Below are 15,686 nucleotides of genomic sequence, written 5' to 3' on the forward strand. Positions count from 1 at the left end.
CGCGCCCGCCTGAAAGACAGGCCCGCGAGACGGGTCGAAGATCGATCGAGGAGAGACTCAAGGATGCGCCACGTCATCATCGCCACGCTGTTGGCAGCAACGTGCACCAGCCCGGCATTTGCGACGCGGACGGAACGCGCCACCTTTGGCACATTGCCCGACGGACGCGCCGTCGAACGCGTCACGCTGACCAACGCGCACGGCATTTCCGCGACGGTGATCGCGCTCGGCGCTGCGTTGCAATCGGTGAAGATGCCCGATCGCGCGGGCAAGGTCGCCGATGTCCAACTCGGCTATGACACGCTCGAAGGCTATGTGACCAAGCCCGAATTTTTCGGCGCCACCGTCGGTCGCGTCGCCAATCGCGTGGCGAAGGGCCAGTTCACGCTGGACGGCAAACCCTATCAGACCCCCGTCAACAACGGCCCCAACTCGCTGCACGGCGGGACGAAGGGCTTTGACAAGGTGCTGTGGCAGGTCATCGACGTACGGAATGGCCCCACCGCCTCGGTCACGCTCCGCTATGTCAGCCCGGACGGCGACATGGGCTATCCGGGCACGGTGACGACCACGGCAATCTATTCGCTCGACGAGAAGGACGCGCTGACGATCGAATACCGCGCGACGACGGACAAGCCGACCTATGTCAACCTGTCCAACCATGCCTATTGGAACCTCGCGGGTCCGGGCAGGAGCGCGATGGGCCATGTCGTGACGATCCCGGCGGACCGCTACACGCCGACCGACGCGACCTCGATCCCGCTCGGTCGCCATGCGAGCGTCGCGGGCACCGTCTTCGATTTCCGGAAGCCGACGCCGGTCGACGAGCGGGTGCGCGACGCGCGCGACGAGCAGATCGCCTTCGCGCACGGCTATGACCATAATTGGGTGATCGGCGACGCCGTCACGCCCGATCAGCACCGCATGGCGCGCGTCGTCGAACCGGTGTCGGGCCGCGGCTTCGAACTCTGGTCGAACCAGCCGGGGCTGCAATTCTATTCGGGCAATTTCTTCGACGCTACGGTCAAGGGCAAGGGCGGCCAGCTGTATCGCATGGGCGACGCCATCGTCCTGGAGCCGCAGATTTTTCCGGACGCGATGAACCAGCCCGGCTTCCCCTCGATCCGGCTCAACCCCGGCCAGACCTATCGCAACGTCATGACGTACCGGCTCTTCATCGCGAAGCGCTGACACGGGAGTAACAAATGAAAAAGCTATTGCTGGCCGCGCTCGCGGCGACGAGCGCGCTGAGCGCCGCCACTGCCGATGCCCGACCGCGCTGGACCGAGGCGCAGGCCGCCAATTGGTACGCCAAGCAACCCTGGCTGGTGGGCGCGAACTACACCCCTGCTTCCGCGATCAACCAGCTTGAAATGTGGCAGGAGGCGACCTGGGACCCCAAGCGGATCAACTATGAACTGGGCCTCGCCCAGGGCATCGGGATGAACACGATGCGGGTGTTCCTCCACGATCAATTGTGGACGCAGGACCCCGAGGGCTTCAAGCGCCGCATCGACGAATTCCTGACCATCGCCGCCGCGCACGGCATCCGCCCGCTGTTCGTCCTGTTCGACAGCTGCTGGGACCCCGACCCCAGGCTCGGGCCGCAGCATCCCCCCATTCCGGGCGTCCACAATTCGGGCTGGGTGCAGGGACCGGGCCTGCCGGGACTGCGCGACAAGAGTCGCTACCCCGCGTACAAGGCCTATGTGCAGGGCGTCGTCGGCGCATTCGCCAACGACGATCGCATCCTCGGCTGGGACATCTGGAACGAGCCCGACAATGGCGCCGACCAGTATAAGGGCCAGGAGGGCAAGGAACCGCTCGTCCGCGCGCTTCTGGCGCAGGCGTTCGACTGGGCGCGCGATGCCGATCCGTCGCAGCCGCTGACGTCGGGCGTGTGGCAGCATGACGATTGGACGCCGACCGGCGGCAAGCTGACGCCGATGGAAAAGCTCCAGATCGGCCAGTCCGATGTCGTCTCGTTCCACGATTACAGCTGGCCCGAGACGTTCGAGGCGCGGATCCGCCAGTTGCTGCCGTATAACCGACCGATCCTGTGCACCGAATATATGGCGCGCGGCAACGGATCGACCTTCGACGGCTCGCTGCCGATCGCCAAGCGCTACAATGTCGCGATGATGAATTGGGGGTTCGTCGACGGCAAGACCCAGACTCGCCTGCCCTGGGACAGCTGGAAAAAGCCCTATGTGATGGAGGAACCGACGATCTGGTTCCACGAGGTGTTCCGCGCCGACGGCACCCCCTATCGCACCGCCGAGACCGACCTGATCCGCCGCCTGAGCGCCGCGCCCAAAGGGGTAGTGCCCGCCGCGCCAACCCCAGCCCCCGCGCCGCGCGCGCGCCGGCGCAGTTGACGCGAGCGGAGGCCGGGCAATCCCGGCCTCCGCCTCAGCCCTTCGGCGTCCTGCCCCGGCTGTGCCCGCGGGTCATCGGGTCGGGCTTGGGCGGTGGCTTCCAGCCCTTGGGCGGCGTGACGCGCTGCTGGCTGGTGCCCAGTCCCATGCGCCCCGGCTGCTGGCGGACAAGCCCCGAGGTGTCGATATCCGCCACATCCTCGGCGCTCGCGCCTGCGCGGAGCAGGTTGATCCGGTCGCGCAGCCGCCGCGCTTCCTCGAAGTCCATCGCTTCGGCGGCAGCTTCCATCTGCGCGTGCAGGTCGTCGATCGTTTCGCTCATCCGCTTTCAACGCCGCGCGACGAAAGGCGTTGCGGCGTGCGGGCGCGACTTGTGCATTGCCCGCTGCCGAGTCTCCCCGTACAATCGATTGCAAGTCCGATGACGGACAGGGATGGAGGGGATTCAGGATGCGCGATGCGAACATGCCGCAACTCGGCCGGCGGAGCGTGCTAACGGGTGCGGGAGCAGCGGCGGTAGCGACGATGATGACCGATCCCGCCACCGCGCGGCCCCAGGCTGCACCGGCCAGCAATACCACCGACGCCGTCCGCGCGGGCGTCGGCATTGCCGAAGCCGACACGCGCAGCGGCAAGGTCGCCGGCTATGTTCGCCGCGGCATCTTCGCGTTCAAGGGCATACCCTATGCCGACACCACCGCCGGCGCGCACCGCTTCACCCCGCCACGCCCCGCAAAGCCATGGGACGGGGTCCGCAGTTGCCGGAACTACGGCCCCGTGGCGCCGCAGGACAAGGGCACCGGCCGGTTCAACGACGAGGAAGCATTTCTCTTCCAGTGGAACGACAGCGTCGAGAGCGAAGACTGCCTGCGCGTCAACGTCTGGACCCCCGGGATCGCCGACGGTGCGCGGCGCCCGGTGATGGTGTGGCTCCACGGCGGCGGCTTCGCAGCGGGGTCGGGGCATGATCTCCCCGCGTTCGACGGGCATAATCTCGCGGTGCGCGGCGACGTCGTCGTGGTCGCGCTCAACCACCGGCTCAACCTGCTCGGCTTTCTCGACCTCTCGGCGCATGGCGCGCGCTATGCCCGGTCGGGCAATGTCGGGATGCTCGACATCGTCGCCGCGCTCGAATGGGTGCGCGACAATATCGCCGCTTTCGGAGGCGATCCGGGGCGTGTGACGATTTTCGGCCAGTCGGGCGGCGGCGCGAAGGTCAGCACGCTGATGGGCATGCCCGCCGCGCGCGGGCTGTTCCACCGCGCAGTGGTGCAAAGCGGCTCCTTCGCCTCGGCCAAGAGCGTCGAGAGCCAGCAGCGGCTGGCGGCGCTGATGCTCGCCGAACTGGGCATCGGCGCGGGGGAATTGGCTCGCCTCCACGCGCTGCCCTATGCCGATCTGCGCCGGGCGAGCGAAGCCGTGCTCCGCCGCGAAAATGGCGGGGGCATCGGCCCCGCCGCAATCGGAACGCGCCGCTTCCGCGAGGCGCTGGGCTTCGGTCCCGTGGTCGATGGCAGCGTGCTGCCGGCGGTGCCGTTCGGCCCCGATGCGCCGCCCGTCAGCGCCGACGTGCCGATGATCATCGGCACCACGCTCAACGAATTCACCACCGGGATCAACCATCCCGAAGTCGAAGCGATGACTCGCGCGGAGCTGCTCGCGCGCGTCGAGGCGATATATCCCGGCAAGGCCGCTACGATCGTCGCCGCGTTCGCCCGGCGCACGCCCGCGGACAAGCCCTTCGATCTCTGGTCGCGGATCGCGAGCGCGCCGGTGCGCCAGGCGGCGATCGCGCAGGCGCAGGCAAAGGCGCGCGCGGGCGGCGCCCCGGCCTATCTCTACTGGTTCGGGTGGCAGACTCCGGTGCTCGACGGCAGGCCGCGCGCCTTTCACTGCGCCGAAATCCCCTTCGTCTTCGACAATGTCGAACGGTGCAAGACGATGACCGGCAACGGCCCGCGCGCCCATGCGCTCGCCGCGACGATCGCGGATGCGTGGATCCGGTTCGCCCGCACCGGCGACCCCAACCATCCCGGCATGGCGGCGTGGTCGCCCTATACGGCGGCGGCACCCGCGACGATGGTCTTCGACGATTCCCCGCGTCAGGTCGTCGCGATCGACCGCGACGAACTCGCCAGCCTCGGCTGACCGAGGCGCCGGGCGGGCGTCACGCCGATTCGCGCTGCACCAGCCGCGGCTCGATCAGTTGCGATTGGGTGTCTTCGCCCCCCAGCCGCGCGATCACCATCTCGGTCATCAACCGCGCACCGAGCCGCAGATTCTGGTCGATCGTGGATAGCGAGGGCGCGAAATGCTCGCCGATCGGCAGCCCGTCATAGCCCATCACCCGCACATCCTGCGGCACGCGCACCCCCGCCTCGGTCAGTGCGCGCAGCGCGCCGATCGCGGTGACATCGGCGCCCGCGACGATGCCGTCGGGCAGGTCGGGCGCCGCCCCCAGCCAGTCGCGAATATCGGCATAGGCCGCGCTCGGCTCGAACCGCACCGGCAGCACCGACATGCCCGCGCCCAGCCCCGCTTCGTCCAGCGCCTGCCGCACGCCAGCCAGCCGCTCGCCGAATTCATGCCCCTGGATCGGCCCGGCAAACGCCACCGTCCGGCACCCTTGCGCGATCAAATGGCGCGCCGCCATCCATCCGCCCTTGCGATTGTCCGACCCCACCGAACAATGATGCTGCCCCTCCAGCACCCCTCCCCACGCCACCATCGGCTGATAGCGGCGCGAGACCTCCTCGATCACGTCATACTGGTCCGAATGGCCGACGATGATGATCCCGTCGACGCGTCCGCTCCCGACATAATCGTCGAGCCAGCGCTCATCCCTGGGCAGGATACGCGACAGCAGCAGGTCATAGCCGCGCTCGGCCAGTTCGTCCGCCAGAAAGCCGGTCATCGTGCTGAAGAATGGGTCGGACAGATGCTGGGTGCGCTCATGCCCCAGCGGCACCAGCACCCCGATCGTCCGCGTGCATTGCAGGCGAAGGTTGCGCGCGACCAGATTGGGGCGATAGCCGAGTTCGTCGGCAAGCTGGTTGATCCGCGCGCGGGTGTCGACGCTCACCCGCCCCGTTCCCGAAAGCGCCCGCGACGCCGTGGCGGTCGACACCCCGGCGAGCGCGGCGAACGCCTTGAGGTCGCGGACTACCGCCATGCCGGCTACGCCGCAACGGCGGTCGCAACGCCTCCGCCCAGCAGCGCGCGCTCGCCAAGCAGCATCGCACCGTACAGCCCGGCATCCTCGTCGAGGCAGGTCGGCGCGATGATCTCGGCGATCCGCGCATCCTCGATCAGATAGCCGCGGTTGAGCGCCACCGCCTCGCGCCGGATGCCCTCGATCAGCCCCGGCGTCTTGAGCACCCCGCCGCCGAACGCGATCCGGTGCGGCGACAGCGTCGCGAGCAGCGCGACGGAGAGGTGCGCGAGGTAAAAGGCGATGATCCGGTGCCCTTCATGGTCCGCGGGCAGTTCGGACAACGGCACGCCCCAGCGGTCGAGAATCGCCGGGCCGCTCGCCAGCCCCTCCATGCACGCGCCGTGGAACGGGCAGCGGCCGGCAAAGCCCAGGTCGTCGGGGTGCCGCGGCGGATAGAAATGCCCCATTTCGGCATGGCGCACCCCGGCGATCGGCACGCCGTCCATCACCGCGCCGCCGCCAATGCCCGTGCCGACGGTGATATAGACCACCAGCCCGCGCTGCCCGCCGATCGCAGCCTCGGCCATCGCCGCGCCGTTGACGTCGGTATCGAACCCGACCGGCACGCCGCCGAACGCATCGCCGATGATGTGCGCCAGCCGCACCCCGGTCCAGCCCGGCTTGGGCGTGGCGAGGATCGCGCCCCATCCGGGCGAATCGAGGTCGCGATCGACCGGCCCGAAGCTGCCGATCCCGAACCCGGCAATCGCCCCGTGCCGCGCCTGCGCCGCCGCGAACCACGCGATCGCCGCGCCCAGCGTCTCCTCGGGGCTGGTCGTCTCGATCCGCACGCGCTCGGGCAGCAATTCGCCGCCGCGCGCCAGCCCGCAGATGAACTTGGTGCCGCCCGCCTCGATACAGCCCAACAGAGGTGCAGGCATCACGCGGCCGCCTCCGCCTTGGGCAGGCGGATGAACATCGTGGCGACGGCGCCCGCCAGCATCAGCGCGCCGGCGAGCATGATCGCGTTGCGCGGGTCGCCGCCCAGCAGACTGTCGTAATAGAGCGGCATGGTCACGGTTTGGAGTAGCATGGGGAGCACGATGAACATGTTGAAGATGCCCATGTAAACCCCTGTTCGCTCCGCGGGCACTGCGCGCGCCAGCATCACATAGGGATTCCCCATCATGCTGGCCCAGCCGAGCCCGATCCCGAACATCGGCAGGAACAGCATTTCGCGCGTCCCGATATTGGGCAGCGCCAGCATCGCGACCCCCGATGCGGTCAGGCACAGCGCGTGGAGCGGCTTCGATCCGATCCGGCGCGCGATCGGGATCATCGCGATTCCCGAGCAGAACGCGATGAAATTATAGAAAGCACCGACCTGCCCGTTGATCAGCGTCGCCTCGCGGAACGCCGCGCTCTGCGGGTCGCTGGTGTCGAACAGCGAACGCGACAGCGCGAACACCACGAACTGCCAGTACGTGAACATCGCATACCATTGGAACAGCTTCATCAGCGCCATCTGGCGCATCGCCACCGGCATTTCGGCGATCGCCGCGCCGATTTCCTTCAGCGTCGCCGCCGCCCCGCGCGGCATCGCCCGGATGCGCGCCTTCTCCTCCGGCGCCATCGGCAGTTCGCGCACGTTGAGGATCGACCAGAGGATCGTGGTGATCGACAGCACCGCCCCGACGATGAACGCGACATAGGTGAAGGTCGGGATGCCGTTCGACGCGAGCGAATCGCGGCTCAGCCCGAACCAGATCAGCAGCGACGGCGCGAGGTAGGACAGCGTCTGCGCCGCCCCGGTGAACGACGCCTGGGTCAGGAACCCCAATGGCTGTTGCCGCTCGTCCAGCCGATCGCGGACATAGGCGCGATACGGCTCCATCGTCACATTGTTGGCGGCATCCAGAATCCACAACAGGCTCACCGCCATCCACAATGTCTGGCTGAACGGCATCGCCAGCAGGCTGAGGCTGCACAGGATCGCACCGACGATGAAATAGGGGGTGCGCCGGCCCCAGCGGGTGTCGGTACGGTCGCTCATCGCGCCGATGATCGGCTGGACGATCAGCCCGGTCATCGGCCCGGCGAGCCATAGCAGCGGCATCGCCGCCTCGCTCGCGCCGAGAAAGCCATAGATCGGGCCCATATTGCTCTGCTGGAGCCCGAAGCTGAATTGCAGCCCGAGGAACCCGACATTCATCTGGAGGATGCGCCAGATCGACAGCATCGGCTTGCCCGGGCTGGGCATGCCAGCGCGCGCCGACTCAGCGCGCGGCAGGGGGTCGGTCATCGGTCACCTCTCCAAACAATCGATTGCAGCAACTCTATCGTCGCAAAGCACCCGCCGTGGCAAGCGCCGCGCTCCAAGCATCGCTGGCTGTTGTTCTTGATCTTCGCGGGCGTTCCGCCATACCCTCCCGCCAATGTCAATCGATTGCGCACACGGCCGGAAGCGCCGCACAGGAGAGGAAGATTTCCATAATGACACTCAGGATGGGACGGAGGTTCGCACGTCTTACGATCGCCGCCACGGCATGTCTCGCGCTGGCCACCGGCGCGGCGCACGCGCAGAATGCCCCCAAACCGCAGCGGCCGCGGCTTAGCATGCAGCCCGCCCTCGGCCCCCTCCCCGAAGCATGGCGCGCAGCGGAAGTGATCCCGCTCTGGACCGGCGCGATGCCCGAAAGCGGGTTCAAGGCGCATCCGGTGCCCGCCGATTCGCCCGGCACTTTCCTGCGCAATATCGAAACGCCCGCGATGCGGCTGTTCCGCCCCGCCCGCCCGAACGGCGCGGCGGTGCTCGTCATTCCCGGCGGCGCCTATGACTTCATCTCGATCCTCAACGAAGGCGTCAGCGTCGCCGAAAACCTGACGGCGAAGGGTTATACGGTGTTTGTCCTCACCTATCGCCTTCCGGGCGAAGGCTGGTCGCACCGCGCCGACGTGCCGCTTCAGGACGCGCAGCGCGCGCTCCGCACGATCCGCGCAAAGGCCGCCGATTTCGGGCTCCAGCAGGGGCGATTCGCAGTGCTCGGCTTCTCCGCCGGCGGCCATCTCGCCGCGACGCTCGCCACCGATTTCGGGCAGGAAGTCTATACGGCGCGCGACGCGACCGATCGGCTCGATGCGCGCCCGGATGCCGTCGGGCTGATCTATCCGGTCATCACGGCAAAGCCGCCCTTCACGCATGGCCTGTCGGCGGAGCGCCTGCTCGGTACCCGTCCGACCCCCGAAGCGATCGCCCGGCGCTCGCCCGCCGATCGCGTCACCACCGCGACGCCGCCGACCTTCCTCGTCCATTCGCTCGACGATGGTGCGGTGCCGGTCGAGAACAGCCTGTTGATGCTCGAGGCGCTGCGCGCGGCGAAGCGCCCGGTCGAGGCGCATTTCTTCGAGGAAGGCGGCCATGGCTATGGCCTGGGCGCGCCCGAGGCGTCGACCGGGCATTGGATCGACTCGTTCGACCTCTGGCTCCAGCGCGTGTTCGCAACCCCGCCTGCGCCGGTGTCGGACCGCGACTGATTTGCAACACCTGACGCCGGCCGGGGGCTGAAAGCCCGCCGGCCGGTTTGTCTAATCCCTTGTAGCGGCTGGAGGAACTGCCCTCCCTTCGCCAATTTCCGCCCCCGCTTGCATTGCCGGATTCTCGCTGCTAATTCTTGAGCAATCGATTGCGCAGACACATCGATCGTTAGGGAGGATCCAATGAAGGCCATGATTTCATTCTCGACCGTTGCGTGCGTCGCGTTGCGCAATCGTTTAACCATGACATATTTGCTGACCGGCGCAGCCGCCCCGGCAATCCTGCTCGCCACCGCGCTACCCGCTTATGCGCAGGACGCCGCTCCGGCGGCCGACGTCACCGACGACAGCGAAATCGTCGTCACCGCGCTCAAGACGGGCGCGCAGCAGCTCGACAAGGTGCCCGTAGCGATCCAGGCCTTTTCGCAGGAGACGCTCGGCAATCGCGGCGTGCGCGACGCGGCGGACCTGATGCAGTTGATTCCGGGTGCCTCGCAGGCGCAGGAAATCGGCGCCGGCTATCGCATCTTCTCGTTCCGCGGCTCGGGCGCGGGCGGCGCGGTGGGCGACGGGATGATCGGCTATTATCTCGACGACACGCCGTTCGGCGTGCCCAACAACCAGAGCGCACCGCCGCTGCAATTTTTCGACATCGAGCAGGTCGAAGTGCTGCGCGGGCCCCAGGGCACGCTGTACGGCCAGGGGTCGATGGGCGGCACGATCATCTATCGCACCAAGAATCCAAGCCTTGACCGGATCACCACCAGCGGCGATTTCGAACTGTCGAACACGCGGGATTCGGGAAAGCTCAACTATCGCGCCGCAGGGGCGGTGTCGGTCCCGCTCATCACCGACAAGCTCGGCATCCGGCTGAGCGGCGGCTATGAAAAGCGCGCGGGCTACAACGACATCTACTCGGGCGCCCCGGTCGGCGAGCCGTATAAGACCGACGCGAACAACATCATTTCGAAGGATTTACAGGCCGTCATCCTGTGGAAGCCCACCGATCGCGCGACGGTGCGCCTGCGCGCGTGGCATTTCAGCACGGATCAGGACTATCTGAACGTGATGAACTCGGTGAACCCGCCCTATGCGGCGTATCAGGGCACGATCGACGGCTATGACAAGCGGAGTGCCAATTATTATTCGGGCACCTTCACCTATGAATTCGACAAGCTGACGCTCACCAACGCCACCTCATATCAGGATTCGAAGCCCGGCGGATTCGGCCTCGCGCTCAATCTGGGGGAACCGCTGGGCATCGGGCTGCTCGTCAATGGCGGCCACGCCAACAACTTCGTGAATGAATTGCGGCTGACCACGTCGGACGGCGGCCCGCTGCACTGGGTGGGCGGTCTGTTCTATCAGAAGGCCAATGGCTATTACACGTTCAAGCTCGACTTCCCGACGCTGAAGAGCGAAGGCGAAACGATCACCCGCACCGAGAATGCCTCGATCTTCTCGGAAGTCAGCTATGAGCTGTTCGACGGCAAGCTCGTCCCGCTGCTGGGCCTGCGCTATGTCCGCGACAAGCGCAGTTCGGAATCGGTATCGAACGGCGTCCCCGCGACGAGCGAGGCGGAGCCCGACGCGCTGACGTGGCGCGCCAACCTGGCCTATTACGCCACCGACGACTGGATGTTCTTCTTCAACGCCGGCACCGGCTTCCGCAGCGGCATCCTGCAATCGCAGGCCCAGGCCGATGCCGTCACCGCCGATGGCGTGCCGAGTTCGCTGTCGCTGACGCCCGACAAGCTGCGCAACCTCGAAATCGGCGTGAAGGGATCGTTCGCCGACGGCAAGGTCCGCGTCGCGACCAGCGTGTACGACATCAAATATACCAACCTCCAGGCGGCATTCACCACGTCGATCGGGCTGTCGGCCTTCGCAAATCTCGGCGATGCCACCACGCAGGGTGTGGACATCGAACTGGCCTGGGATACGCCGCTGAAAGGGCTGACGCTCAGCTCGGTCGCCAATTTCAACACGTCGGAATTCACCAACGTGAAGTCTGCCTTTGCCGGCGCCGATCCGCGCGTCGCCAATGGCCAGGAATTGTACAACACCCCGCCCTTCAACGTGCGTTTCGACGCCAGTTTCGATCGCAAGGTCGGCGAGATCGGGGTCTTCGCCAATGCCTCGGCCACTGCGGTCGGGCGCGCACGCAACGGCGACGCGACGGTCGACACGCTCGACCCGTACGAGCTCTACCGCGCCAGCGCCGGTATCCGGATCGACAATTACGAGTTCCGCATCTTCGGCGAGAACCTGTCCGATTACCGCGGACCGACCTCGGCGAACGGCCCGACGCTTCTCGCCGGGCCGCGCCCGCTGACCGTCGGGGTGGGCCTGCGCGTCAACTACTGAACCGAGCATCCCTCTCGCCCGCCCTGCCCTTGGGAGCAGGGCGGGCATTTTTTTGCCCTTCTGCATTTTCGAGCAATCGATTGCGGATCGCCCGGCGATGCCATATCCTCACGGCAAAGAGACTGATCGGGAGAGAGACATGCTGGCCGCACGCGCAACCCTCGGGGCGCTGTTGATCCTTTGCGGCGCGCTCGACGCGCTGCCCGCCGCCGCCGCGAAGATCCAGGATCGCTGGGTCAGCGGCTGGGGCACCGCCCAGCAACTCGCGCCCCAGCCGATACCCAAGATGCCGCCCCGCCCCGCGGGCGAGACACGCCCCGCGCCGCCGCCGCCGCAGGGGCCCTCCCCCCTCGTCCCGACGCCGGAGACGATCGGCGACCAGACCGTCCGGATGCTCGTCCGCACCTCGATCGGCGGCACGCAATTGCGGCTGCAATTCTCCAACGCCACCGGCGGCGCCCCCGTCACGATCGCGCGCGCCCGCCTCGCCAGGAGCGCCGGCGAAGCGCGCACAGTGGCCGGGAGCGACCACGCCGTCTCCTTTTCGGGACAGCCGGGCGTGACGATCCAACCCGGCGCCGTCGCGATCAGCGATCCCGTCGCGCTGCCGGTCAAGGCGCTCGAAATGCTCGCCGTGTCGATCTACCTGCCCGACCAGACCCCCGCGAACACGATCCATCCCCTCGGGCTGCGCACCACCACGCTCGCCCCCGGCGACCGCACCGGCGATGCCGACCTGCCCGGCGCCCAGACCAACCGCTCCTATTTCTGGCTGACCGGGCTGGAGGTGCTGGCGCCCGCCCGCTCGGCAACGATCGTCGCGTTCGGCGATTCGATCACCGACGGCTATGGCACCACGCCCGGCCGCAGCGCCGCCTGGCCCGATCTGGTCGCCGAGCGGTTACAGGCCGATCCCGCCACGCGGCATCTGTCGATCGTCAACATGGGCATTTCGGGCAACCGCGTCCGCCGCGACGGCGCCGGACTGTCGGCGCTGGCCCGGTTCGACCGCGACGTGCTGGCGCGGCCGGGGGTGCGCTGGATGATCCTGCTCGAGGGGATCAACGACATCAACATCGCCGCGATTCCCGGCATCCCGCCCTCGGAGGATGTCGACGCCGCGATGCTGATCGCCGCCTATTCGCAGCTCATCGATCGCGCGCACCTTCATGGCATCAAGGTCATGGGCGCCACCCTCACCCCCACCGAGGGCCTGTGGATGTACGGCCCAAAGACCGAGACCGTGCGCCAGGCCGTCAATGCCTGGATCCGCACCGGCGGCAAGTTCGACGCCGTGGTCGATTTCGACGCAGCGGTCCGCGATCCCGCCCGCCCCGCGCGGCTCAACCCCGCTTATGACCCCGGCGACCATGTCCACCCCAACGACGCCGGCAACGCCGCGATGGCCGCCGCACTCCCGATCGGCACCTTCGCCGCCCCCTGAGTCCCGCGCTTTTGCAATTGCAGCGGCGCTGTTGCAAAGGAGGCTGACCGGGCGGCGATAGCGCTGCCCGCTACGGAGAGCGGATTTTGGCAGGGAAGATCCGGACCATCTACGATCTCGCCAAGCTGGCGGGCGTGTCGGCGGCGACCGTTTCGCGCGCGCTGGCGGGCAAGGACATGGTCAATTCCGAAACCTCGGAGCGCATTCGCAAGCTCGCCGAGGAACATGATTTCCGCCCGAGCGCGCTGGCCCGCAACCTGCGCACGCGGCGCCGCGGCGCGATCGGGGTGGTCGTCCCGCTGGGGCATGATCGCGGCCAGCATCTGTCCGACCCGTTCTTCATGACGCTGATCGGCTATCTCGCCGACGAACTGACCGAGCGCGGCTTCGACCTGGTGCTGTCGCGCGTGATCCCGAGCCGCGACGACTGGCTCTCGCGGCTGATCGACGCCGACCGCGCCGACGGCTTCATCATCGTCGGCCAGTCGGACCAATCGGGCGTGCTCGATCGCATCGCCGCCGATTATCTGCCGATGGTCGTATGGGGCGGCTTCGTCCAGGGTCAGGTCCATTGCTCGATCGGGACCGACAATTTCCTGGGCGGGCGGCTGGCGATGCAGCATCTGATCGACCGCGGCTGCCGCAAGATCGCGTTCCTCGGCAATACCCAGGCGATCGAGCCCTCGCTCCGGCTCGAGGGCGCAAAGGCCGCGATCCAGGCGCGCAGCGATATCGAACTGATGGATACGCCGACCCATTTCGCGCCCGAGGTGAGCGGCACCGACATCGCGACCTTCCTGACCCAGATCGGCGACCCGCCCGACGGCATCTTCGCCGCGTCCGACGTGATCGCGCTGACCGCGATGCAGGTGCTGGCGGCGCGTGGCCTGTCGGTGCCGGGCGACGTCCGCGTGATCGGCTATGACGATCTCTACGTGGCGCAGACCAGCGTCCCGCCGCTCTCCACCGTCCGCCAGAACATCGCCGCCGGCGCCTCGCACCTCGTCGGCAGCCTGTTGCGGCGGATCGCGGGCGAACAGACCGGCTCGGTAATCCTCAACCCCGAGCTGATCGTCCGCGAAACCACCTGAAAAGGGTTACAGCGTTTCGCCGGTCGGCGCGGTGCACTGGAAATTCTCGGGAGCGCTAGGATCGCCGCCCTTGAACCGCGCATAGCTCGGATAGGGGCATAGCGGCCGCGCCGCCGGGGCGGGCTTGGTGCGGTGCGCCACCACGGCCTCGGGCGCCTTGCCCTGCTCGACCCAATCGACCACCGCGCCGAGCATATCGAAGCTGTCGAACGCATCGCCGCCCGCGCAATGCCCCATGCCGGGGACCATGTAGAAGCGGCTGGCATCGGCCCAGCCTGCGCCATTGGCCTCACCCGCGCGCCGCCAGTAATCCAGCGTGTCGAATGCGGAGAACCACGCATCGCTGACCCCGTGGTAGAACAGCACCTTGCCGCCCTTGCCCAGATAGGTGCTGAGGTTGGTCCAGCTATCGGTGTCGGTCAGCCGCTGCATCCAATCGGCGCGGATCGCCGCAGCCTGTGCGTCGAGGTCGATCGTCACTTCGCGATTCGGCGGCCCCAGAATATCGGTGCGCCCGTCGACGATATAGCCCGAAACCGGCCCGGCGACATCGACGATGCCGGTATCATAGGGCACCGGCGCATAGAGCGCGCGCCCGCTCGCGTCCTTCGGCCCGGCAAAGGCGCGCTCGAGCGACCCGACCTGCGCGGCGCTCAGGCACCCGTCCTGCTTCTCGCCCGCGCATTGCAGCGCGGCGGGGCGGAAGCGGCACTGCGCCACATTCATGATCATCCCGTCGGCCAGCCCGTCCAGCGCGTCGCATTGCTGGAGCAGCCCGGCCTTGATCGCCTGCCGGTCCGCCGTCGTGAAATTGCGCTCGGGCAGCGCCTTGCCCTGCGCGTCGCGCGGCGCCGACTGGTTGAACATCACCTTGGCATAGCCGGTGCCGAGGTTGGAGAAGCCCGTCCGCATCGCCGGCGCGCCGATCACCACTCCGTCGAACATCTCGGGATAGCGCTGCATCGCCAGCATCGTCTCGCGCCCGCCGGTCGAGCATCCGGCCATATAGCTGTGCGCGATCGCCTTGCGGTAATAGCGCGTCGTGATCGCCTTGGCCGCGACCGTCACGGTGCGCACCGACGCCTCGGCGAAATCCAGCGCGGCGCGCTGGTCCTCGCGGAAACTGCCGTCGAACACTGCGCCCTTATGCCCGCTGTCATGGCTGGCGACTGCGAAGCCGCGCGCCAGCGCCGAATCATCGCCCACTGCCTCGACGCCCAACGGCGCCCGGATCGAGCCGTTCAGCCCGCCCCCGCCCTGGAGCAGGAAGCGCCCGTTCCAGTTGGAGGGCAACGCGATCTCGAACCCGATGCCGTAATCGCGGCCGCCCACGCCCTTGCGCGGCGCGATGACTCCCGCGACCTTGCAATATTGCGGCAGCGCGACCTTGAGCGATCCGCCAAAGGGCAGCGGCGTCTTCCCCGCCGCCGCCGGGGCGACCAAGGTGGTCGCCGTAATCTGCACATCGTCGCCCAGCGCCGCCCGCGCCAGCGCCACACAGGCGGCGGCGGGGCTTTGCGGCGCCGGCTTTTGCTGCGCCTGTGCGGGCATCGCGGCGACGACCGCCGCAACGCCAAGAACCATCCGGTAGCTGCCCAAAATCCTCTCCATTCTCTGCCTCCCGCCGGGCGTCAAAGTCCCGTTGCAATCGATTGAATGATTCAGTACCCCAAGGCTGCGAAAGGCGCAATGACGGCGCCGCTAGCACGGGAGCGGAT

At 67.6% G+C, this 15,686-nt stretch carries 12 protein-coding genes; 7 read left to right on the forward strand and 5 right to left on the reverse strand.

All coding sequences use genetic code 11. From position 1 onward, the window contains the following. Positions 1-63: 63 nt before the first annotated feature. Both TS85_RS12965 and TS85_RS12970 read left to right on the forward strand, forming a co-directional pair. A complete protein-coding gene (locus tag TS85_RS12965) occupies positions 64-1,191 on the forward strand; it encodes an aldose epimerase family protein (protein ID WP_044332700.1) in 1,128 nt (375 codons plus the stop codon). A 14-nt stretch (positions 1,192-1,205) separates the two neighbouring features. Continuing rightward, positions 1,206-2,378 (forward strand): cellulase family glycosylhydrolase, encoded by a 1,173-nt coding sequence (locus TS85_RS12970; protein ID WP_044332702.1) that lies wholly within the window; start codon positions 1,206-1,208, stop codon positions 2,376-2,378. A gap of 34 nt (positions 2,379-2,412) precedes the next feature. Here the strand turns inward: TS85_RS12970 and TS85_RS12975 are convergent, their stop codons facing one another. Then, positions 2,413-2,700, reverse strand: a complete 288-nt coding sequence (locus TS85_RS12975) for a UvrB/UvrC motif-containing protein (RefSeq protein ID WP_044332704.1) — start codon at positions 2,698-2,700, stop codon at positions 2,413-2,415. A 128-nt stretch (positions 2,701-2,828) separates the two neighbouring features. Between TS85_RS12975 and TS85_RS12980 the strand changes: the two genes are divergently transcribed. Beyond that, complete coding sequence (locus tag TS85_RS12980) at positions 2,829-4,526, forward strand: carboxylesterase/lipase family protein (RefSeq protein WP_044332705.1); 1,698 nt, start codon at positions 2,829-2,831, stop codon at positions 4,524-4,526. 19 nt (positions 4,527-4,545) lie between these two features. Here TS85_RS12980 and TS85_RS12985 read toward each other — a convergent pair whose 3' ends face one another. The 3 genes from TS85_RS12985 to TS85_RS12995 are packed head-to-tail and all read right to left on the reverse strand — an operon-like array spanning position 4,546 to position 7,834. After that, positions 4,546-5,550 (reverse strand): LacI family DNA-binding transcriptional regulator, encoded by a 1,005-nt coding sequence (locus TS85_RS12985; protein ID WP_044332706.1) that lies wholly within the window; start codon positions 5,548-5,550, stop codon positions 4,546-4,548. A gap of 5 nt (positions 5,551-5,555) precedes the next feature. Beyond that, positions 5,556-6,473, reverse strand: coding sequence for an ROK family protein (locus TS85_RS12990; RefSeq protein WP_044332707.1), 918 nt, complete (start codon positions 6,471-6,473; stop codon positions 5,556-5,558). After that, complete coding sequence (locus tag TS85_RS12995) at positions 6,473-7,834, reverse strand: MFS transporter (RefSeq protein WP_227698473.1); 1,362 nt, start codon at positions 7,832-7,834, stop codon at positions 6,473-6,475. Before TS85_RS12995 ends, TS85_RS12990 begins: the two co-directional genes overlap by 1 nt. Before the next feature lie 314 nt (positions 7,835-8,148). On the opposite strand from TS85_RS12995, the gene TS85_RS13000 reads away from it, so the two are divergent. From TS85_RS13000 to TS85_RS13015, 4 genes are all read left to right on the forward strand, one after another. Beyond that, positions 8,149-9,066 carry an alpha/beta hydrolase gene (locus tag TS85_RS13000; protein ID WP_227698474.1) on the forward strand — a complete coding sequence of 306 codons (918 nt, stop codon included), beginning with the start codon at positions 8,149-8,151 and terminating at the stop codon, positions 9,064-9,066. 243 nt (positions 9,067-9,309) lie between these two features. Beyond that, positions 9,310-11,433 carry a TonB-dependent receptor gene (locus tag TS85_RS13005; RefSeq protein ID WP_044336245.1) on the forward strand — a complete coding sequence of 708 codons (2,124 nt, stop codon included), beginning with the start codon at positions 9,310-9,312 and terminating at the stop codon, positions 11,431-11,433. 139 nt (positions 11,434-11,572) lie between these two features. Continuing rightward, positions 11,573-12,877: an SGNH/GDSL hydrolase family protein gene (locus tag TS85_RS13010; protein WP_077228598.1), complete on the forward strand. Its 1,305-nt coding sequence runs from the start codon at positions 11,573-11,575 to the stop codon at positions 12,875-12,877. 86 nt (positions 12,878-12,963) lie between these two features. Beyond that, positions 12,964-13,968, forward strand: a complete 1,005-nt coding sequence (locus TS85_RS13015; RefSeq protein ID WP_227698475.1) for a LacI family DNA-binding transcriptional regulator — start codon at positions 12,964-12,966, stop codon at positions 13,966-13,968. A gap of 6 nt (positions 13,969-13,974) precedes the next feature. Here the strand turns inward: TS85_RS13015 and TS85_RS13020 are convergent, their stop codons facing one another. Next, positions 13,975-15,579 carry a tannase/feruloyl esterase family alpha/beta hydrolase gene (locus tag TS85_RS13020; protein WP_052507904.1) on the reverse strand — a complete coding sequence of 535 codons (1,605 nt, stop codon included), beginning with the start codon at positions 15,577-15,579 and terminating at the stop codon, positions 13,975-13,977. Positions 15,580-15,686 lie beyond the last annotated feature (107 nt).

This window comes from Sphingomonas hengshuiensis, assembly GCF_000935025.1.
Taxonomy (GTDB): domain Bacteria; phylum Pseudomonadota; class Alphaproteobacteria; order Sphingomonadales; family Sphingomonadaceae; genus Sphingomonas; species Sphingomonas hengshuiensis.